This is a genomic window from Alistipes sp. An54, assembly GCF_002159375.1.
Taxonomy (GTDB): Bacteria; Bacteroidota; Bacteroidia; order Bacteroidales; family Rikenellaceae; genus Alistipes; species Alistipes megaguti.
Window position 1 is genome coordinate 47,152 of sequence record NZ_NFIA01000010.1, and the last position, 20,568, is coordinate 67,719.

22 protein-coding genes and 1 pseudogene are annotated in these 20,568 nt (G+C 57.2%); 10 read left to right on the forward strand and 13 right to left on the reverse strand.

Annotated features, from left to right (window positions below):
* Positions 1-2: 2 nt before the first annotated feature.
* From B5G09_RS10085 to trkA, 9 genes and pseudogenes are all read right to left on the reverse strand, one after another.
* Entirely contained in the window at positions 3-1,589 is a 1,587-nt protein-coding gene (locus B5G09_RS10085) for an NAD+ synthase (protein WP_087311647.1), read from the reverse strand.
* A gap of 296 nt (positions 1,590-1,885) precedes the next feature.
* On the reverse strand, positions 1,886-2,647 hold the full coding sequence (locus B5G09_RS10090) for a C4-type zinc ribbon domain-containing protein (RefSeq protein ID WP_087311663.1): 762 nt from the start codon (positions 2,645-2,647) through the stop codon (positions 1,886-1,888).
* 23 nt (positions 2,648-2,670) lie between these two features.
* Entirely contained in the window at positions 2,671-3,453 is a 783-nt protein-coding gene (locus B5G09_RS10095) for a Nif3-like dinuclear metal center hexameric protein (protein ID WP_087311747.1), read from the reverse strand.
* Positions 3,454-4,050: 597 nt separating this feature from the next.
* Positions 4,051-4,395: pseudogene (locus B5G09_RS13950) on the reverse strand (MerR family transcriptional regulator); the annotation flags it as partial.
* A gap of 2 nt (positions 4,396-4,397) precedes the next feature.
* Positions 4,398-5,837, reverse strand: a complete 1,440-nt coding sequence (locus B5G09_RS10105) for a methyltransferase domain-containing protein (RefSeq protein WP_087405056.1) — start codon at positions 5,835-5,837, stop codon at positions 4,398-4,400.
* On the reverse strand, positions 5,834-6,454 hold the full coding sequence (locus B5G09_RS10110) for a deoxynucleoside kinase (RefSeq protein ID WP_087311669.1): 621 nt from the start codon (positions 6,452-6,454) through the stop codon (positions 5,834-5,836). The genes B5G09_RS10105 and B5G09_RS10110 overlap by 4 nt, the downstream gene beginning before the upstream one ends.
* A gap of 75 nt (positions 6,455-6,529) precedes the next feature.
* Complete coding sequence (locus B5G09_RS10115) at positions 6,530-6,964, reverse strand: DUF3997 domain-containing protein (RefSeq protein WP_087311671.1); 435 nt, start codon at positions 6,962-6,964, stop codon at positions 6,530-6,532.
* 51 nt (positions 6,965-7,015) lie between these two features.
* The gene (locus B5G09_RS10120; protein ID WP_087405057.1) at positions 7,016-8,500 is read right to left on the reverse strand and encodes a GH3 auxin-responsive promoter family protein; all 1,485 of its coding nucleotides are present in this window, start codon (positions 8,498-8,500) and stop codon (positions 7,016-7,018) included.
* A 111-nt stretch (positions 8,501-8,611) separates the two neighbouring features.
* Entirely contained in the window at positions 8,612-9,952 is a 1,341-nt protein-coding gene (gene trkA / locus B5G09_RS10125; protein WP_087405107.1) for a Trk system potassium transporter TrkA, read from the reverse strand.
* A 129-nt stretch (positions 9,953-10,081) separates the two neighbouring features.
* On the opposite strand from trkA, the gene B5G09_RS10130 reads away from it, so the two are divergent.
* Positions 10,082-10,348 carry a hypothetical protein gene (locus B5G09_RS10130; RefSeq protein ID WP_087311752.1) on the forward strand — a complete coding sequence of 89 codons (267 nt, stop codon included), beginning with the start codon at positions 10,082-10,084 and terminating at the stop codon, positions 10,346-10,348.
* A 313-nt stretch (positions 10,349-10,661) separates the two neighbouring features.
* Here B5G09_RS10130 and B5G09_RS10135 read toward each other — a convergent pair whose 3' ends face one another.
* Positions 10,662-11,507, reverse strand: coding sequence for a 3'(2'),5'-bisphosphate nucleotidase CysQ (locus B5G09_RS10135; protein ID WP_087311675.1), 846 nt, complete (start codon positions 11,505-11,507; stop codon positions 10,662-10,664).
* Positions 11,508-11,771: 264 nt separating this feature from the next.
* On the opposite strand from B5G09_RS10135, the gene rplU reads away from it, so the two are divergent.
* Positions 11,772-12,083 (forward strand): 50S ribosomal protein L21, encoded by a 312-nt coding sequence (gene rplU / locus B5G09_RS10140; protein ID WP_022308068.1) that lies wholly within the window; start codon positions 11,772-11,774, stop codon positions 12,081-12,083.
* 21 nt (positions 12,084-12,104) lie between these two features.
* Positions 12,105-12,365, forward strand: a complete 261-nt coding sequence (gene rpmA, locus B5G09_RS10145) for a 50S ribosomal protein L27 (protein ID WP_087311677.1) — start codon at positions 12,105-12,107, stop codon at positions 12,363-12,365.
* 239 nt (positions 12,366-12,604) lie between these two features.
* Here the strand turns inward: rpmA and B5G09_RS10150 are convergent, their stop codons facing one another.
* The gene (locus B5G09_RS10150; protein WP_241147630.1) at positions 12,605-13,027 is read right to left on the reverse strand and encodes an META domain-containing protein; all 423 of its coding nucleotides are present in this window, start codon (positions 13,025-13,027) and stop codon (positions 12,605-12,607) included.
* Positions 13,028-13,387: 360 nt separating this feature from the next.
* Between B5G09_RS10150 and B5G09_RS10155 the strand changes: the two genes are divergently transcribed.
* On the forward strand, positions 13,388-13,897 hold the full coding sequence (locus B5G09_RS10155) for a hypothetical protein (protein WP_087311681.1): 510 nt from the start codon (positions 13,388-13,390) through the stop codon (positions 13,895-13,897).
* Between the two features lie 717 nt (positions 13,898-14,614).
* On the opposite strand, the gene B5G09_RS10160 is transcribed toward B5G09_RS10155, so the two are convergent.
* Complete coding sequence (locus B5G09_RS10160; protein WP_087405059.1) at positions 14,615-15,322, reverse strand: S24 family peptidase; 708 nt, start codon at positions 15,320-15,322, stop codon at positions 14,615-14,617.
* 111 nt (positions 15,323-15,433) lie between these two features.
* Between B5G09_RS10160 and B5G09_RS10165 the strand changes: the two genes are divergently transcribed.
* The 3 genes from B5G09_RS10165 to B5G09_RS10175 are packed head-to-tail and all read left to right on the forward strand — an operon-like array spanning position 15,434 to position 16,245.
* Positions 15,434-15,619, forward strand: coding sequence for an ArsR family transcriptional regulator (locus B5G09_RS10165; RefSeq protein WP_143256534.1), 186 nt, complete (start codon positions 15,434-15,436; stop codon positions 15,617-15,619).
* Positions 15,616-15,798: a hypothetical protein gene (locus B5G09_RS10170; RefSeq protein WP_087405061.1), complete on the forward strand. Its 183-nt coding sequence runs from the start codon at positions 15,616-15,618 to the stop codon at positions 15,796-15,798. The genes B5G09_RS10165 and B5G09_RS10170 overlap by 4 nt, the downstream gene beginning before the upstream one ends.
* Before the next feature lie 36 nt (positions 15,799-15,834).
* On the forward strand, positions 15,835-16,245 hold the full coding sequence (locus tag B5G09_RS10175; protein WP_143256535.1) for a hypothetical protein: 411 nt from the start codon (positions 15,835-15,837) through the stop codon (positions 16,243-16,245).
* Between the two features lie 77 nt (positions 16,246-16,322).
* Here B5G09_RS10175 and B5G09_RS10180 read toward each other — a convergent pair whose 3' ends face one another.
* Positions 16,323-16,784, reverse strand: a complete 462-nt coding sequence (locus B5G09_RS10180) for a hypothetical protein (protein WP_087405063.1) — start codon at positions 16,782-16,784, stop codon at positions 16,323-16,325.
* 110 nt (positions 16,785-16,894) lie between these two features.
* Between B5G09_RS10180 and B5G09_RS10185 the strand changes: the two genes are divergently transcribed.
* The 3 genes from B5G09_RS10185 to B5G09_RS10195 are packed head-to-tail and all read left to right on the forward strand — an operon-like array spanning position 16,895 to position 20,531.
* Positions 16,895-18,967 (forward strand): DDE-type integrase/transposase/recombinase, encoded by a 2,073-nt coding sequence (locus B5G09_RS10185; protein WP_087405064.1) that lies wholly within the window; start codon positions 16,895-16,897, stop codon positions 18,965-18,967.
* A 3-nt stretch (positions 18,968-18,970) separates the two neighbouring features.
* Positions 18,971-19,849, forward strand: coding sequence for an ATP-binding protein (locus B5G09_RS10190; protein ID WP_087405065.1), 879 nt, complete (start codon positions 18,971-18,973; stop codon positions 19,847-19,849).
* Between the two features lie 31 nt (positions 19,850-19,880).
* Positions 19,881-20,531 (forward strand): hypothetical protein, encoded by a 651-nt coding sequence (locus B5G09_RS10195; protein WP_087405066.1) that lies wholly within the window; start codon positions 19,881-19,883, stop codon positions 20,529-20,531.
* Positions 20,532-20,568 lie beyond the last annotated feature (37 nt).

The following is a 20,568-nucleotide window of genomic DNA, read 5'->3' on the forward strand; positions in this document are numbered from 1 at the left end:
GTTCAGTCTCCGTATTTGTTCGTCAGTGGCATGAGGCGCTCGTGCCCGAACGAGCAGGAGGACAAACGCAGCACGGGCGGGAACTGGAAACGTTTCTTTTCGTTGTGCATGATCATCGAGTGGATCTTCTCGACCACGGCGGAGTCGAAACCGGCGTTGACGATCTCCTCACGGTGCTGCCCCTCCTCGATCATGCGGAACAGAATGGCGTCGACCACCTCGTAGGGCGGAAGGATATCGCTGTCCTTCTGACCGGGGTGGAGTTCCGACGAAGGCTCCTTGTTGAGAATCGAGTCGGGAATCACATCGCCGAAGCGGCGGTTGATATAGCGGGCCACGTCGTACATTTCGCTCTTGTAGAGGTCGCCCGTGGGGCTGAACGCACCGGCCGTATCGCCGTAGAGGGTGCAGAGGCCCAGGGCATTTTCGCTCTTGTTCGAGGAGTTGAGCAGTACGTATCCCGTCTTGTTCTGCAGGGCCATGAGCAGCACCGTGCGGATACGGGTCTGGATGTTCTCCTCCGTGGAGTCGAACTCCGTGACGCCGATGGCGGGTTTCAGCGTATTGACCACGCTGGTGTAGATCTCCGAGATGGGGATGACGTTGTATTCGATGCCGAGGTTCCGGGCCAGGGTCTTGGCATCCTCGACCGAGGCGTTCGACGAGAACTGCGAGGGCATGAGCAGCGCCCGGACATTCTTCGCGCCCAGCGCGTCGACGGCCAGACAGGCCACTACGGCCGAGTCGATACCACCCGAGAGGCCGATGGCGGCCTTTTCGTAGTTGTTCTTGCGGAAGAAATCGCGCAGACCGCAACGGGCTGCCTCATAGACAAGCCGGTTGCGGTCGTTGTAGGTCGAGGGGATGACGACGGGGGGCATGGTTTCGGCGGCCTCCGTGTCGAAGATCTGGAAATCCTCCTCGAAGTTCTTCATCATCAGCACCGGGACGCCGTGTTTGTTCAGGGCGCCGGACGTGCCGTCGTAGACGATCTCGGTCGAACCGCCGACCTGGTTGACCATCACGAGGTTCTTGCCCTCGACGAAGGCCAGGTTGTGCATCATTTCGTAGCGGTAGATCATCGTACCCTTGCCGTAACGGCGGGCGTTGATGGAGATGATGGTCTCGACGGACTTGTCGAAGTCGTGTTCGCGGCTGAGGTCATCGCCGACGATGATGGCGCACTTGTGCCCCTTGATGGTGGCGTATTCGTATCCTTTGGAGGGGACCAGGAAACCCATTTCGCGGCGTGCGGAGATGTATTTTTTGCCGACATAGCGAAGGACCTTGCGATCCTGGATGAGGGCTGCGGCACTGACGGTACCCTTGTCGGTAAGAATCGGGAGGCCGACGATGGCGGCGATACCGTCGCAGCAGGAGGCGATCTCCACCAGGGCATCTTCACACAGTTCGAGGAACGTCGTTTTGCGGAGGAGGTCGAACGCCGGAGTCCCGCTCACGGCCTGCTCGGCGAAAATGACCAGATCGGCATGCCGGGCCTTTGCTTTGTTAATGGAATCGATGATTTTCGAAGTATTGCCGTCGATGTCACCGATCGTGTAGTTCAACTGGGCTATGGCTATTTTCATGGCAGTAATTTAAGTCGGAAAGATCCAATCGCGGCAAATTTAAGGATTATTTGGAAAAGTAGGAAAACTTTTCCGTGTTAATAAATTAACATCCGCAGTTCCGAAAAAACTTTAAAAAAGAGAGGCATACGAAAACGGGACTCCGCCGGTGCGGAATCCCGTTCCATGATTCGATACTTTCAAGGGAGAAGGCTTTTCAAAGGTGGGACCTTCGGATGACGGCCCCTGCTCCGGTCCCCTGCCTCGGCCACCTGCTTCGGCCCCCTGCCTGCCCCCCCGGGCCCCCGGGCACCCACTTATTCCTGGGCGGCCTCGGGATCGGCTACGAGAATGCGGCCGCAATACTCGCAGACGATAATCTTCTTGCCCTGACGAATCTCCACCTGACGCTGGGGCGGAATGCGGTTGAAGCAGCCGCCACAGGCATCACGCTTGACCGTCACGACGGCCAAACCGTTGCGGACATTGCGACGAATGCGGTCGTAGGCGGCCAGCAGACGTTCGTCGATCTTGGCCTTGACCTGCTCGCGCTGAGCCTCGTACTCGGCTACCTGCGGGCCGGTTTCGGCCTCGATGCCGTCGAGTTCGGCCTTTTTGGCCGCCAGGTCGGCCGAGCGGTCCTTGGAGAGGTTTTCGGCCTCTTCGAGCTGGAGTTTCTTGGCCTTGATGCCGGCCGCATACTCCTTGAGGCGCTTCTCGGCCAGTTCGATCTCGAGTTCCTGATATTCGATCTCCTTGGAGATGGCATCGAACTCACGGTTGTTACGCACGTTGTTCTGCTGCTCCTTGTAGTTGCCGATCATGATTTTGGCCTGATCCACCTCGCGTTTGCGCTGCTTGGTCAGGGCATTGAGCTCCTCGATCTCCCCGTTGATGTGGTCGATGCGGGTCTTCATTCCGGCCATTTCATCCTCGAGATCCTGGACCTCGAGAGGCAGTTCACCTTTCACCTTGTTGATCTGGTCGATTTTGCTGTCGATCTTCTGCAGCTCGTAGAGTGCGAGGATCTTCTCCTGCATCGAATAATCAACGTCGGCGGTTTTCTTTTGCGTTGCCATATAATGTACTGTATAGTTTAGACTTACACGAGATAATTCACCGGATTGCGCGAGCGTTCACTCTTGCGAACCGCAAAGGTACATAAATTTTTCGACAAAACCTCAAATAATAACTGAATTGCACAATATTCGCTCTCAAAATGACCGACATCCGCCACCATGAGACGCTTGTCGGGGGTCATAAAGTCGTTATACTTGAGATCCGCCGTGATGTAGAGATCGGCCCCGGCCTGCAGGGCATCGCCGATGAGCGAGGCTCCGGCACCCGTGCAGAGGGCCACACGACGCACCGCCGGGATGGCGATATCGCTGTATCGGATGGCACCGCAGCCGAGCCGTTCGCGCACCGTGCCCAGATAAGCGAGGGGCTCCACGGCTTCGGGCAGTTCGCCGACAACGCCGAAACCGACCCCTTCGACCGACGAGGGCTGCAACAGTCGCAGATTCCCGATACCGAGGATCCCGGCCAGACGCCAGCTCATGCCGCCGGGCGCACTGTCGAGATTCGTGTGACAGGCGTAGAGGGCAATGCGGCTGCGGATGGCTCGCTCGACACAGCGCTGCACGGGATCCGCCGAATTGAAGCGTTTCAGAGCGTGGAAGATGATCGGATGGTGCGTGATGATCAGATCGCACCCCGTCTCTTCGGCCTCGTCCAGCACCTCCTCGGTGACATCGACAGCCAGCAACGCCCGACGTACCTCGTCGTCGCTGCGGCCGACCACAAGTCCCGCATTGTCATAGGATTCCTGCCAGCCAAGCGGAGCAAAGCGTTCGATGACATCGGTTATCTCTTTTATTTTCATGGCATTCATAGGTATTTTCAGGTTTTCGATTCCGGGTGATCGCAAAGCAGGACACGGCGCTGACCGACGGCCTCTGACCGGTGGCCTCGAACCGGTGGCCTCGAACCGGTGGTCTCGAACCGTTCAGAAAAGTGACTGCTCGTAGAAGGCAAAGAGCTCCTTGTTTTCGGTTTCCTCCTTTTTGCGGCGAGGTTTCCGGGCCGTACGTCGGGTCGGTTGTCCGGGGACGGGTTCGGAAGCGGGTTCAGCAACCACGGGTTCGGAGGCGGACTCAGCAACGGGCTCGGCGACCACGGGTTCGGCAGCGGACTCGGCAGGTTCAGCGGCAGGCTCGACAATCACGGGGTCGGCTGCAGGCCCGGAAGTGGGCTCGACACCAACTCCGGCGGCAGAATCGGCCTCGGGTTCGGCGACCACGGGTTCGGCAGCGGACTCGGCAGGTTCAACGGCAGGCTCGGCGACCACAGGTTCGGCGGCTGGCTCTACATCCACCATCTTCGGTTTGCGGAGCCGATCCGCAGACACCCCCCGGCGTCGCGGCTCCTTGCGGGGCATCTCCTCCTCCGGTGCCGCAACGCAAGATTCCTCCTCTTCATCGACAACCTGTCCGTTGTCGGCCTTCAGATCCTCGCGGACCTCAACCAGCAGCGAACGGATCCGTTGCAGATGCTCCATGAGCTGCGTATCCCGTTCGACCGCCGTGGCTGCCCCCTCCTTGCGAAGCACCTTCCGGGCCCCGTCGAGCGTCATGCCGCACTCCTTGACCAGGTGGTAGATCATCTTCAGATGCTCGACATCCTGCGGCGTGAAGAGGCGGTTGCCCTTCTTGTTGCGCTTCGGGCGGAGAATCGGAAACTGCGACTCCCAGTGGCGGAGGAGCGACGTGTTGACGTCGAACATCTCGGCCACTTCGCCCATCGTATAAAAAATCTTTTCGGCCATATCTATTGTTTCATGATTCGCAATGAGTTCGGATAGAGGTTGTTGACCCGCGATCCGATCCGTTTGGCAAAGCCCAGTCCGCGGTTCCGCACACAGATGAGGTTCATCCCCTCGGCCAGTCCGGCTGCCGCAATCTCCTGACGCCGCAGGTAACGCAGCGCCTCCTCCTCCGCCAGTTCTGCCACGGGTACCGCCGTGCGGTTCAGCCCCGGGAAGAAGGCCAGCGCCGGATCGGGTTTCAGCACCCCCTTGAAGATCTGCCCGAGGGCCACCCCCGAGCCGATCACCGGCAGCACTTCGGATAGTGTCCGCACCGCCTCGGCCTGTCCGGCATACCAGGCGTAGCAGGTGTCGCCCGCCATCCCGAAACGCATCGCTTCGGGCTCCGTCAACCAGCGCAACAGCTCCGCCGCGCATTTGCGGTCGACGGGCGTCAGCACCGAACGGCGCGATTTCGGAGTGCGCGCCCGTGCATCGGCTTCGGCCGACTTGCGGGCCACGGCGGCAAAGAACCCCTCGCCGCAAGTCCGATGGGGATAGAAGCGGAAGGTACGGAAGGCCCCTACCCTGCCGCAGCAGATCCCCCACGCCGGGTCGACCTCGACCGGTCCGGTCTCCTCCACCTCCGTTTCGGCCCATGCGAGCATCCGTTCAAGCGACCCCTCGTCCTCCTCGCGGTTGAAGGTGCAGGTGCTGTAGAGCAGCACGCCGCCGGGCTTCAGGGCCCGCCACGCCTCGCGCAGAATCTCGTCCTGACGCGCGGCACAGAGACGCACGTTCGCCTCGCTCCACTCCCCGCGGGCAGCCGGGTCCTTGCGGAACATCCCTTCGCCCGAGCAGGGGGCGTCGACCGTCACGGCATCGAACCACGCCTCGAAGCGTCCCAGCGAGGCGGCGTCGCAGCACGTCACGGCCACGTTGCCCGTCCCCCACTTGCGCACGTTGTCGGCCAGCACCGAAGCCCGCCGTCGGTCGATCTCGTTGGCCACGACCAGCCCCTCACGTCCGATCAGCGAGGCATAGAGGGTTGTCTTGCCTCCCGGCGCCGCACAGAGATCCAGCACACGGGCCCCCGCGGGGAGCCGACCACGCAACAGGTGGCCGACGAATTGCGACGAGGCCTCCTGCACGTAATAGGCCCCGGCGTGGAAATCGGGGTCGAACGTGAACGAGGGGCGTTCACGCAGATACCAGCCGTCAGCGCACCACGGAACCCGTCTCAACAGCGGCAGACGGGGCAAATCCGGCAACGTCGCGCCACCCGGCAACGTCGCAGTCTCTTGTCGGTTATCGGCCGGTGAAGCTCCCGCCGGCCGGCACTTCGACGCATTGAGACGCACCGAGGTCGGGGACTCCGACTCCAGCGCCTCGCACAAGGCCCGACCCTCCTCCACGCCGAGTTCGCGCAGCGTGCGTTCGACGAATCGTTCGGGCAGACTCATCGCTCTTCGCGGGCTTTGAGGGCATCCAACCGCGCGCAGATCCGCTCGAAGACCGCCGGATCCGAAACAAAATCCTCGTGGTCCTTGTCCACGACAAAGACCTCCCCCTCGTAGATCGTGTCGATCCAATGGTTGTATTTGTCGTTCAGACGTTTCAGATAGAGTTCGTCGATATTCATCTCGTACTCGCGGCCCCGTTTGCGGATCTGCGAGATGAGCGTCGGAACGCTCGCCTTGAGGTAGATCAGCAGGTCGGGCTGCGGAATGAGCGACGTCACCAGGCGGAAGATCTTCATGTAGGTCTCGATGTCGCGCGTCGACATCAGTCCCATTTCATGGAGGTTGTCGGCGAAGATGTGAGCATCCTCGTAGATCGTGCGGTCCTGGAAGATCACCCCCGACTTGTTGTCCGAAAGCATGTCCATCGTCTGCTGGATCCGGCTCCCGAGAAACGAGATCTGAAGTTGGAACGCCCAACGGTTCATGTCCTCGTAGAAATCGCCGATATAGGGGTTGTCACACTCCTCCAGATAGCATTTGGCATCGTATCGCTGCGTCAACATCTCAGTCAGCGTCGTCTTCCCGCTCCCGATATTTCCTGCAATGGCTATGTACATGACCGTATCCGTTAATGATTTGAAAAGAGATAACGTAAAGCGTTATCCTCCCGTTAATATCGTTAATAATTTTTATTACAGCTTCTTGAATGTTATATCATCCGGTACTCCCAGCTCTTTCCGCCTCACTTCAAAGGCCTCTTCATCGAATGCCCCGAATTTGTTTTCCTGCGCCTCCCAGGCCTCCTGCGCGTTATTGACGGGAATGATGTAATATTCGGTTGTATGCCTGTCATAACGCGGTAAGGAAACTCCCATACTGTCCTTCAACGCACGGTACGCCTTGACCAGAATAAAATCATCGTCATATCCCACGGCATAAACACTCGCCCCGGTTATGCCCGTATAAGGTGCATCATCTTCCGGTTGATGATAACACACATCCATATCCTCTTTGGTATCCACTGCGATCAAGTAATAATTCCCAGTAAGATGCCGTTCATAGACAAATCCGCAGCTTTGCATGATCAGGAGCAACAACAAAATGAGGAATGATGAAACCGTTTTCATACGCTCGTTTTATCGGATCTGATGGCGCCCAGTTTACGAACAACGACAGGCTCAGTGCCCCTCTTCGCCGCCGAGCCCCGCAAACGACTTCACGTCGTCGGCCACCCGGCGGTCGTTCATCAGCCGCGGAACCTTGTTCTTCCCCCGCGCCCGCATCCACGCCAGGAAGCCCCCGCGCGGCATGCACAGCAGATGCAGCCTCTCGAGCGTCGTGCGGCGCTTGGCGTCGTAGTCCGAATTGACGGCCCGCAGCTCCTCGTCGAGCGCCGCCGCAAACGACTCCATCGAATCGGGTTCGCGGTCGAACTCCACGATCCACTCGTGGGCGCCCCGCTCGCGCAGCGACATGTAGCACGGCGAGACCGTATATTCGCTCACCACGGCTCCCGTCCGGCGGCAGGCGGCCGCGAGCGCCCGCTCGGCATTATCGACAATCAGCTCCTCGCCGAATACGTTGATATACTGACGCGTGCGCCCCGCAAAACGGATCCGGTAGGGGTTCGTCGAGGTGAACTCCACCGTATCGCCGATCTCATAGCGCCACAGGCCGTTGTTCGACGTGATCAGCACGGCATAAACCTTGCCGCACTCCACCCCCTCGAGCGGAACGATCCGTTCGCCGTCGCGGAACTCGAAGAAGGTCCCGTAATCCAGCATCAGCAGCATGTCGCTGCGCGAAGGATCGTCGGCCAGGGCAAAAAAGCCCTCCGAGGCGTTGTAGGTCTCCATGTAGTGCATCCCGTCGGAGGGGATCAGCTCCTCGAACGAACGCCGGTAGGGGGTGAACTCCACCCCGCCGTGGGCGAACATCTCCAGATCGGGCCAAACCTCCAGCAGATTCCGACGCCCGGTGTACTCCAGCACGCGGCGCATCAGCGCCAGGTTCCACGACGGAACCCCCGCAAAGGCCGTGATGTGCTCGCCCGTACATTCGCGGCAGATCGCCTCGCACTTGGCATCGAAATCGGCAATGATGGCCGTCTCGATGCGCGGCGCCCGGAACCACCCGCTCCAGAACTTCGTCTCGTGGATCAGCAGCGCCGAAAGATCACCCACCAGATTGCGGCCCTCGGCAATGCACGAACCGCCCAGCGTCAGCGTCTTGCCCTCAAGCACCCGGCTGCGCGGGTAGTTGGCCGCATAGACCGTCGCCACGTCGCGCATGCCGAGCGTATGGTTGCGCCACAACGACTCCCGCGTCACGGGGATGTATTTGCTCCGGTCCGACGTGGTGCCCGACGAGCGGGCAAACAACGAAACCCGGCCCGGCCACGTGACGTTCCACGCCCCGGCACGCATCTGCTCGATGTAGGGCTTGAAGGTCTCGTAGTCGAACGTCGCAACCAACGACTCGAACTGCTCCACCGTACGGATATGCCGCAGGTCGTAACGTTCGCCGAACTCCGTCATGCGGCCGCGGCGCAACAGCCGGCGGAACATGCGCATCTGGGTCTCGACCGGATGGCGGCGGAACCGGTCTATCGACCGTTCGCGCTGCGAGAACCACGCTCTGAGTATGCTGTTTCGAAAAGACATTTTCTCCAGTTTTCGGCGGATGACGCCGCGTCGTCCGCATCGGAATGCCCGGCGCCCGTCCGCCTCCCGACCGGTATCTCTCCGTCCCGGGGCACCGCCCCGTCAGTTAAATCAGTTAAAGTAATATCCTATGCGCCCTACCGACGCCGGCATGGCAAAGACCACCACGCGGTCGTAGGGGTTGATCTCCATGTTGTCCACGGCGATGAAAACCTTGTCCCCGCGCACGATGCCGCCGATGATCGTATCCTCGGGAAGCCCCAGATCCTTGATCCGGCATTTGGTCGCCGGCGAATTGGGCTTGACGATGAACTCCAGCACCTCGGCGTCGCTCCCCGTCAGGCACTTGATCGCCTGCACGTCGGTCGACATCGTGAAACGGAAGATGTTCGACGCCGTCACCAGCTTCTTGTTGATGATCGTATCGATGCCGATCGACTCCGCCAGGTTGATGTAGTTCAGGTTCTCGACCTCGGCGATCACCTTCTTCACGCCCATCCGCTTGGCCAGCATCGCCGCCAGGATGTTCGTCTCGCTGCGGCCCGTCACCGCCACAAAGGCGTCCATGTTCGACAGGCCCTCCTCCATCATGGCTTCCGTATTGCGGCCGTCCTCGTTGATGATCAGCGTCTTGTCCAGCATCTCGGCCAGCCGGTAGGCCTTCTCGGCGTTGTAGTCGATGAGCTTGATGTTGACCTCGTCCTGCAGCTCCGTGGCTACCCGGATGCCGATGCGCGAACCGCCCAGGATCATCATGTTGCGGATCTCGATGTTCGTCTGCCCCGAAAACTCCATCACCTCGTGCACGGCGTCCTGGCGGGCTATCACGTAGATCATGTCGCCCTCCATGAACTCCTCCCCCGCACGCGGGATGATCGTCTGACCGCCCCGCGTGATGGCCACCGTACGGTAGCTCAACGGAGTCTGGTCGTCGGCAAAGCCCGTCAGCACCTGTCCCACCAGCGGCGAGGCCGGCTCCAGGCGGAAGACCTCCAGCGAAAGCTTGCCGCTCGAAAAATCCACGTATTCGGTCGTCGAGGTGTGGCCCAGCAGGTTGATCACCTCCCGCGCCGCCACCTTCTCCGGATAGAACAGGTAGTCGATGCCCATGTCGATGAACATCTCCTTGTTGTTGGGCTCGAGATACTCGTTGTTGTCGATGCGCGCGATGGATTTCCGCGCTCCGAGCTTCTTGGCCAGCATCGCCGCCACGATGTTGTCGTTCTCCTCGTGGTTGACGGCGATAAAGAGGTCACACTTGCGGACCGACGCCTTGCGCAGCACCGCAAAGGTCGTCGAGTCCCCCTCGACGGTGATCACGTCGGCCAGCGCCCCTACCTCGGCCAACAGCTTCTGATCGCTGTCCACCACCGTGATGTCGTGTCCGCTGCCGCTGAGCATCCGCGCCAGATGGCTGCCCATCTCTCCGGCTCCCGCTATGACGATTTTCATACGTTTTCCGAAATTGTATCCTGCGATCCGTCGCCCGAATCCTTCGGGCAACATTTTTGCAATTTATCTGACAAATATATACATTTGTCCCCGAAAGCCAAAATTTCAAACCACAAAAACTTGACCGCCATGCCCGCCTGGTTAATCGTACTGATCTGCGCCATCGTTGCCGTTGCCTTCTTCGTCGTGGGGATGTCCCTGACGCTGATGATCAAGGGTCACCACATCGACTCGGAGATCTCGACCAACAAGGACATGCAGCGACTGGGAATCAAGTGCGCCGTGCAGGAGACCCGCGAAGCCGACGGTACGGCCGACTGCTCCGACAGCCACTCCCTGGCCGGATGTTCGGGAAACTGCGGCGCTTGCGACATCGAACACAAGGCCGCCAGGTAACCATCTTTCCATCAACGCATACCACAACCTCCGGGGCTCCGCATCCCCGACAGCAGCAGACGCCCGACAATTCCCGGGGCATGGCCGAAGTCCGCACCTCCCGGCAATATCCCGGCCATTCCATCCCCGACAGCACCGCCAGACGTCAGTCAGCCCAACGCCATCGACCCCGACACATTCCGAGAACATTCCGGCTGCCCGACAAATCCCGGCGCCCCTCACGAAAAAAATCCCGGTCTCCGCACATCGGAAACCGGGACCTTTATATTATATATAATGTCGCCCACCGGATTATAATGTCGCCCGCCGGTCCTCAGAAGGGGCAGTACTTCGACCGACAGCAGAACCACGGATTGTGCAGGTCCTCCTCGTTGTAGCGCAGCTCCCGTTCGTCGGGCAGCGACCGCGTGGAGCCCCCCGCCTCCAAGAGAATCAACTCGCCGGCCGCCGTATCCCACTCGTAGGTATGGGTCGTGCGCACGTAGTAGTCGACCCGACCCTCGGCCAGCATGCAGAACTTGTAGGAGCTCCCCTGCTCGACAATCTCCAGATCGGGATAACGTTCGCGGAGCCGCTCGACGGCCTCGTGCGTCTCGCGCGTCTGGTGCGACCGCGAAAGAGCCACCCGCAGGTGGTCGTGGTGCGCCTCACTCTCCAGCGGCAAACGCCTCCATCCGCCTACAATCTCCTCGTACGTATAGTTTGCCCCGGCATCCGGCACCACATGCTCCTTCAGGTAAGACCCCGAGTCGCGCCCGGCAATGTACATCTTCTCGAAATAGGGCACGTAGATCACCGCTCCGATGCAGACGTTGTTCTCCATCAGGGCGATGTTGACCGTGAACTCGTTGTTGCCCTTGATGAACTCCACGGTCCCGTCCAACGGATCCACCAGCCAGTAGAGCTCCCAGTTGCGGCGCTCGTCGTAGCGCATCTCACGACCCTCCTCCGACAGAATCGGAATACGCGTCGGCCCCAGATACTCGCGGATCGTGCGGTGGGCCAGCCGGTCAGCCAGCGTAATGGGTGTACAGTCGGCCTTGAGGCTGATGTCGTAATCGTCGAAATTCTTGTATACTTGCATGATCGAGGCCCCGGCCCTGACTGCCGCATTGAAAAGCGGAGGCAGCAGATATTGGCGCACCTTGTCGTTTATCATCGTCACTCGCGGTTTTGGATTCCTGACTTCTGTTTCCGTCATTGTCATGGTAAAGGTAGCAAGAATTTATGAGACCCGGAAATTTTTCGGACCCGTCAGCCCCTCTTCCCGTCAAAGAGTACAGATTCGATCCGAAAATCGCCACTCACCCCTCCCGCCAAAACCGTGCCCCGATCCCTCCCGACAATTTTTTTGTCGCCGGCGTTTTGTTTCTCGGAAATTATCCGTATATTTGCCTCCCGAATTCATTCAATTACACGTAGAATGTACGTAATCGTAGAGATCGCAGGTCAGCAATTCAAAGCTGAAAAAGGTCGGAAACTTTATGTTCACCGTCTCCAGGGCGAAGAGAATTCGTCCGTAAGTTTCGACAAGGTCCTGCTCACAGACAATGACGGTCAGGTCAAAGTCGGCGCACCTGTAGTTGAAGGCGCCGCAGTAAAGTGCAAGATCCTCAAGCATCTGAAGGATGACAAGGTTCTGGTCTTCAAAAAGAAACGTCGCACCGGATACCAGAAGTGCAACGGACACCGCCAGTACCTCACCCAGATCCTCGTGGAAGAAATCGTTGCATAAACCTTTAAAAACTGAAGCATCATGGCACACAAAAAAGGTGTAGGTAGTTCGAAGAACGGCCGTGAGTCCGAAAGCAAGCGACTCGGCATCAAATTGTTCGGCGGTCAGTTCGCAAAGGCGGGCAACATCATCGTCCGCCAGCGCGGTACGGTGCACAACGCCGGTGAAAATGTCGGCATGGGCAAAGACCACACGCTCTTCGCTCTCGTGGACGGAACCGTCGAGTTCTGCAAGAAGCGCGAAGGAAGATCCTATGTCAGCGTTACCCCGCTGAGCGAGTAGTCTCCCTCTGTCTGAAGATAACGGTCCTCTTCCTTGCGGAAGAGGACCGTTTTTGGTTATCGCACCCCGCTGCAACTTCGCCTGCGCCCCTTCTCCCCACAAAAAGGGTCCCGCGTCCTTGACTGACGCGGGACCCTTTTTTCGAAACCCGAAACCCAGACCGCTGCAGGTTCGGGTATCGGGAAGAGAGATGGATCGGGACCACAGCGGGCAGAACGCACCCCGCCCCGGACATCCGGCTATTCGGCGGCTACCTGCGTTCCCTGGAACTCGGCCAGAACCCGATCGCCGTCGAGAAGCTTCAGATCCGAACCCTTAATCTCGAATCCGTTCACCTTCGAGAGCATCTCGACAAACGAAGTCTCGTACTGCAGATCGGGGCAGGCCATCCGCGTCATGCCCAGATCCCCGAACTTCAGGCTCTTGCCATTGAGGATGTAAGGGCCGAAGAAGCGGTTGCAGTTCGTACGTCCGGCCACCAGCGTATCGGCGGCATTGAACATCAGCGTGAAGGCATCCTCCTCGGCCGAAATGGCCGTTGCGGGGATCGACTCCATCTTGGAGAGTTTCCACGAAGTGCCTTCGAGAGGCAGGTTCTCCTGCTGGCAGCAGCAGGCGGTCATCGCCAGAAGTAGCCCGGCGGCTGCAAGAATCTTTTTCATAATCGCTACAATATATTTAGTTCAGGCATTGTTGCTTCCGCTGTCGGAGTTCAAAAGCCGGGCCAAAACAGGATCGGGTCATGGACTCCGCAACCAAGACAAGCATCGCGGCCAGGCCGGAAGAACCGTTCCTCTCCGCATCGCTCATCGGTCTCCGAGGTTCGTGCCACGGTGCAGTTCGCCCCGGATACCGTGTGCAAAGATAGTGATATTCTCAACGCCGGCAACGTTGCACGATTGTATTTTTTTCGTATCTTGTCATCAGAAGACATGACACCCTCTGTCGCGGGCGTCAGCCGCATCGACTTCCGATCAAGGCCGGAACCGTCACCGAAACATGGACAAAAAGAGATAAAAAACATGAGACACGTTGCACATCTTTTTTTACTGACGCTGGCCGCCCTGCTGTCGGGCTGTGCCTCGCAACGGCGGGCAACCGCCACGGCGGACTCCGGCAACCAAACCTTTCAAACGGCGCTTGCGGCGCTCGAATCGCAGCGGTTTGTCGTCGACATCGACGAGGTCTACACCCGAAAGGGGAAAAGACTGGACACCTACCAGAGCTACGTCCGCATGCAGGGGCCGCAACTCGAGGTCAGCTTCGCACCCGACCTCTTCGGGCCGCGGAACTCCCACAGAATGGACCAGATGCGCGCGACCGACGAACAGGGCCGCATCGAAAGAATCGGCACGAAGGCAAACGGAGATGTGCAGTTCCGAATTCACGGTCGCTGGGGATGGCAGCAGCGAAGCCGCTCCTGTCTGGTGACCCTCTTCCACAACTCCGACCGGGTCTTTCTGGAGTTCCGCACCGAACGGGACCGTCCGGAAGGAACCGCCAAAGGGACGCTTCGACCGCTCGACCGCTAAGCACCTATGGGGGTAAAAACGAAATGTGACAAAGCGGAAGAGAGCAACAAACCCGTAAATACGATGTAATACAGAAAGATAAGTGCGAAGCCACCTCGGGCGGCCGATCGATCGAAATGCGACTTTGGTGATACTTTCGTGTTACTTCGGAGGACTTTTGAACGGCACGTTCGAGCAGGAAATGTTACACGCCCCCAAATACGCCCGAAAAACAGCCCAAAATAAGCCTTCCTGTATGCGTGTGTAATCCATGCAATGCCCCGCCAGAGTCCGATAAAACGGCAATTCTGGCGGGGCTTCATTATAGACAATAGGTGGTTGTCTCGGCAAGCCGTTCAACCGTTCAAAACGCTGTTCAATCGCATCGTAATTCCCTTTCAAACGACCATATTGGCAGGTGCACCGATATGGTCGTTTTTTTATTTAGATGTTCATTTAGATGTTCGTTAAGATGTTCATCCGATGCGTATATAAAAAACAAAAAATCATTATAAGATGTTCATTTAGGTGTTCATATTAGGCTCTATGACAATACTATTAGTATGGATATATAACTATTTTAGATGTCTTATTTAAGGGGGTTTCAGAGTATTCAACAGAGTATATTCCAACAGTACAATAAATGCACATGATTATAATATTCTGATGTGCAAATAATTCGGGGTGGCTGATCAAAATAGCCACCCCGAAAAGCGTGTGTGCGATGGTTTGTTGAGTTTATCCCATCGTATTGAACCGGATACTTGCTTTGATTAACGCCAGAGCCTGAATTGAGTCTGCCGGGATATCTTTCGGAGAGTGGTGCGGGTTGTGGCTGACGAGTCGGACAAAACGATCGTCATCTGCCTTCTGAATGTATTTAATCGAGATGTAGCTCTCGCCGTCGATGGTGAATGACAAAAGGTACATCTCGCCCCACAATATTCCTTGAGATCCGTTGGGGATCTCCTTATACAATACAATATCGCCACTCTTCAGTAACGGATACATCGAATCACCTCGGACGTAGACCGCCCCATCGCATGGAGGCAAATCGGGAATTTGGATGTGAGATATGGGTGTGCGACGGTTCTGGTCAGCAAATAGAGCAACCAACCCCGCCGAGGCATCGAGTTCGTAAAGGGGGACATTCTGCATTTCGACAGGATGATCCGTGCGGAGCGAGAATTGTGCCTGAACGCTTGGTGTAGCCCGTTGCGTGATTTCTTCTCGGATCATCTCACCTTTGCCAGATAGTAGCCATTCAGTCGAGTAGCGGGGATAATTTTCAACTATCGCCTGTATCCATTTCGATTGGATATCGGTCCCATTGGCAATAGCTCTCGATAACACCCCTTTACTTGCCCCGATTTTTCGTTCCAGAGCACCTATCGTAATGCCTTCATTATTAGCGATACTTTCAATTCGGGGCAAGATTTTATTCATATTCGTTGAAAATTATCCCTGTAAAATTTGGAATCGGGGATAATTATCCCCATATTTGCATCGAGGTTTCAAATGGAACCCGTGTGGCAAATATACGAAATAATTGATTTTATGGCAAGAGTACTTGTAGAACATGGGGAGATCGTCAAGCTGGCACAATTGCTTGGGGTAGCCCGCAAGACCGTCCGGGAAGCCTTAAGCGGCCAGACGAATACCCCATTAGCCTGCAAAATCCGCAAACTGGCCCTCGCCCGGGGTGGCGTCTTCAAACCAACACAAAATCCGACACAACTATGAACGAGCAGTGGATGATCCGCGAGAACTACGTCGGATCGGTGATATTCGGGATCCTGGCGCTCGGTGGAATCTTCGGCGTGTACGCCGGGAACCTGATCCACCTGTTCACGATCATTGCCAGCGGTTCGGTAAGCTGGGCATTATGGTACGAAGCAAAGCAAATCGAAAAACAACAATAATACTATAATACTATGACACGCAAGGAGTTCGAAAATTTGACAAAACGAATCATCGCACCGGAGGATTACCGGCTGATCGAAAACCTGTATATGGCCGCAGGAGAAATGGACAAAGCGGAGTTCTGCAAGGAGATCCGGATCATGTGTGCCTACGACAGCGCCAACGATCGTATTGAGATTCGCCGATGCCTGAAGGAACTGGGCAAACGCGTCGGAACAATGGATGCGGAACTCAACTTCCTGAAGCGAGAGACGAAGAGGAAGCATGCGGAACTGGCCGAGATACTCATCGGCAAGGCTTGCGCATACCAGGACTCCGACCTGTACAGGGAAGCCGTGCAGCTGATCGGTCAGCGGGAGGTAACACTTACGAAGCTGCGCATGGATCTGCCGCTGTGGGATGAGGACAAGCAGTATATCGAGGATACGCTGAAAGTGATGGCGTAAACCTCGACAAATCCCGTGAACCCGCAGGGGTTGTCCGGAGCGATACCGGCACGGGAGCCCACTTTAAAACAACGCTATTATGAAATCGAACTTTGTTCATCCTCACTCTCATTTAGTACCTCTGAAAGAGATTCCTCGTGCACAAAGAGTATTGCTTTATTCCCGTTATGGAACTCCACATATGGATAATGAAGTGGCCGAAAGAACTCATCAGGGAACGGGAAGTCCGGCAAAGCCTTGTATAGCTGCCGCCCGACATCGACACCTTCCCACAAGAACGAAGGCCTGTGGCGAAACACATCGTGAATAACCTTGTCTAACTCCTTTTTGGAAATCTCGGTCTTGTCTGTCGAGCGAAGATACACCAGATCAGCCTCTCCGCTTTCGAGCCCGAAATCGTGATTGACTGAAATCGCATAATCGAGGTGATAAAGCCAGGCAAAACTCTTGAAAATATCCAAGATAGATTTCCGATACCGGTTGATGTTCGTACCCTCAAAATAAGAGACGGTTACATTCAAACGAAAGATCTTACCCATAAATCGCTAAAAGTTTGCAGTTGACAGCACAAATATAGCGATTCTCCCGTGAACTCGCAGGGGTTGTCCGGAGCGATGCCGGCACGGGAGCCAATAAATGAGACAACATCATGCAACGATACGGTCAAACAATTGCAGTCACGGTGGAGGATCTGACGCGCAGCGATGACGGAGAGGCGGTTATGACTTATACGACTTATGAAAAATTGGCCAGTCGCAAACGCCTCAAGAAGATCGATTCCGGAGGAGGACTTGGCCGTCGCGTTCAGATCGAGTATTCATCGCTGCCGGAGCGGTTCCGCAAGCGTTTTGAGGCCAAGTACGGTGATCCGGAGGAGCTGCTGCGCCAGGACAAGCCTGCACTGGTGATCAACGCCGAGGCACGCCGTTTCTTTGCCGGCCTCGAGCCGGGAACATTCCGACTCCCGAACGGGGAGACGCTCCCCGACGACAAGGTCGAGGAGTACACGCTGAACGCCTCGGTACTCGATGTGCTGCACGAGGAGGTCGAGAAACAACGCCTTGGCCGCAACCGTCTCAAGCAATCTACCCGCATCATCTGGGAGAATATTCTGGCCTCGGCCGAGCGCTTGCGTGCGGATTTTCACCATACGCTGCCCAACAACGAAGCCCGATTGAAAGACAAGGTGCGCACCTATGAGCGCGAGGGATTCATCTGCCTCGTCTCTAAGAAGTTCTGCAATACGAACAGGACAAAGATCACACCCGAGGGAGGTCGGCTGCTCGTTGCCTTGCGCCGGAGCCGCGTACCGGTCTATACCCTGCGCCAGATCTTCGACGAGTACAACCGGCGTGCCGAGCGCAAGGGATGGAAGACGCTCGAATCGATGAACTCGGTCACCTCCTACCTGGAGCGGCCGGATGTTGCGCCGAAATGGTGGGCTGCGGTGTACGGAGAGCTCTCCGCACGTCAGAAGTTCGACCGCAAGCAGCAGACGATTCTCCCCGGAGTGCGCGATGCGCTGTGGTATGGCGACGGTACGAAACTGAATCTCTACTACAAGGGGCGTGACAAGGACGGAGGCCTGGTCAAGAAGACGGCCATGGTCTACGAGGTGATCGATGCCTACAGCGAGATGCTGCTGGGCTACTGCATCGGAGATACCGAGAATGCCGAGCTGCAGCGCCGCGCCTTCCGTATGGCCATCGAAACAGCCGGACACAAGCCCTTCGAGATCGTTACCGACAACCAGGGCGGGCAGAAAACGACCGATTCGCTGAGTTTCATGTCGCGGATCTGCCACATCACGCGCAAAACGGCACCCCATACGCCGCAGGCCAAGAGCATCGAGTCGGTGTTTGGTCGGTTCCAGCGCGAGGTGCTCCATGCCGACTGGCGCTTCACGGGGCAGAATATTACGGCGACAAGCCGTGATTCCCGTCCTAACTCCGAGTTCATCGGGGCCAACGTGGACAACCTCTACACATTCGAGGAGATGTGTGCGGCCTATGCCGACTACCGCCAGCGATGGAATGACCTGCGCCATCCCGAATCGAAGATGAGCCGCCGGGAGATGTATCTGCGTTCGCAGAACCCCGAAGCTCCGGCCCTCTCGCAATACGACTATATGGAGATGTTCTGGAGCGTTACGGAGCGCCCGAGCGAATTCACCTCTTCGGGCATCACCATTCAGGTAGCGGGACAACGGTACAGCTACGAAGTACTCGACGCCGAAGGGCATCCCGACATGGAGTTCCGCCGCTCGAACACCACACGCAAGTTCTTCGTCCGATACGATCCGGACGATATGACGCGCGTTTGGCTCTGCACAAAGCCGGCTGTCGGCGGCTTGCGGATGGTAATGCCGGCTGTTCCCTATGCGGTCGTTCACCGCGCCATCCAGGAGCAAACTCCCGAGGAGCAGGCATTCCTGCGCGAAACACTCGAAGCCAACAAGCGGGAACGCATCCTCCGGCAGATGGAGGGCTACGAGCTGGAGGTGGCCCACGGTGTCGCTCCCGAGCAGCACGGGCTGCATACGCCGCGCCTGCAGGGGCTCACACCACGGGCACAGGAGCGGCTGCTTGACCGCTATGCGGATGCAGCTTTTTCAGACTGTACACTGCAGGAGGAGCGCTGCGAGCCGATTGCCGTCGGCCAGGTTGAGAAGCAGCTCAGCAATATGACTTTTGACGAAGTGTCACTTTTAAACAGATTTTAGGATATGAAACTTACCAACGAACAGAAAAACGGGATCCGCGAGATGTTGCAGGCCTATGTGAGCCGCTATCCGAGCCAGAACAAGGCCGCAAATTCCCTGACCGGGATCTCGGCCGGCACGGTGTCGACGATCCTCAATGGCCGATACGAGTCAATCAGCGACGAGATGTTCGTGAAGCTGCGGGCACAGATCTCCGGACAGCGGGCCGAAGGTTGGCAGCTTTGCAAGACCCGGATGTACCAGGAACTCTCCGAGCTGTTCTCCGACGCACAGCAATTCCAGAACGTCGCATGGGCCATCGCTCCGGCCGGTTCGGGGAAAACGACAACGGCACGCGACTACGCATCGCAACACGAAAACGTCTTCGTAATCCCCTGTTCGGAGGATATGCACCGTATCGACTTCATCCGGGAAATGTCCCGGGCCCTGGGCATTGCCATCTCGGACCGGAGCATGCATGAGTTGCTTGAACGGATCACGCGCCACCTGTTGACGCTCGACCGGCCGCTGCTCATCTTCGACGAGGGCGACAAACTCTCCGATACGGTTTTCTACTACTTCATCACCATCTACAACCGGCTGGAGAACTATTGCGGCATCATCTTTATTTCTACCAGCTATATCAAACGGCGCATGGAGATCGGTCTTGCCTACAACAAGAAGGGATATGACGAAATCCATTCGCGCATCTGCCGCAAATTCATTGAACTGACGCCCGCTTCGTCCTACGAGGTGGCAGCCATCGCTCGCGCCAACGGCATCACAGACGACCGGACGGTCAATGTCGTGGTAAAGGATGCTGCCGGGTGCGAGTTCGATCTGAGGCGGGTGCGGCGCGAAGTTCACAAACAGAAGCGACTGGCGGCAATAACCGAGAAATAACACTGTTCAATCACTATTCAATCATACGGTAATGGCAAAATCTCTCTCCGTAACCCAGGCGTTGTCGATCCGTCGGTCCACACTCCGTCTCGAAGGTGGATGGGGCGACTGTGTCGGCGAAATCGACCGTACGGGTGTCGTATTCTTCTGGGGAAAATCAGGCAACGGCAAGACTTCGGCGGTATTATCGTTCGGCAAGGAACTGGCCCGGTTTGGTCGCGTTCTTTACAATTCACTCGAAGAGGGTCTCTCCGTTTCATTCCTGAACGCGCTGCGGCGTCATGCCATGCAGGACTGCGGCCGCCGGTTCCAGGTGGTGGCCGGAGAGTCCATGGAAGATCTCGACGAACGGCTGTCAAAGCGCAAATCTCCGGATTTCGTTATCATCGATTCATTCCAGTACACGCAACTTGACTACCGTCAGTACATCGCATTCAAGGAACGGCATCCGGACAAGATGCTCGTCTTCGTGAGTCATGCCGACGGAAAACAACCGGCAGGTCGGGCAGCCCGGTCGGTCATGTACGATGCCGGATTGAAGATATGGGTCGAGGGATACAAGGCCTTCACGAACGGTCGCTTCTTCGGGCCAACGGGAGAATATACGATATGGCGCGAAAAAGCCGAGGAATACTGGGGAGACCCCAACAAACCGAAACCATTCTCAAAAAGCGCGAAATGATGAAGCGGAAACCTACAAGCTATGCTCGCTTTTACGC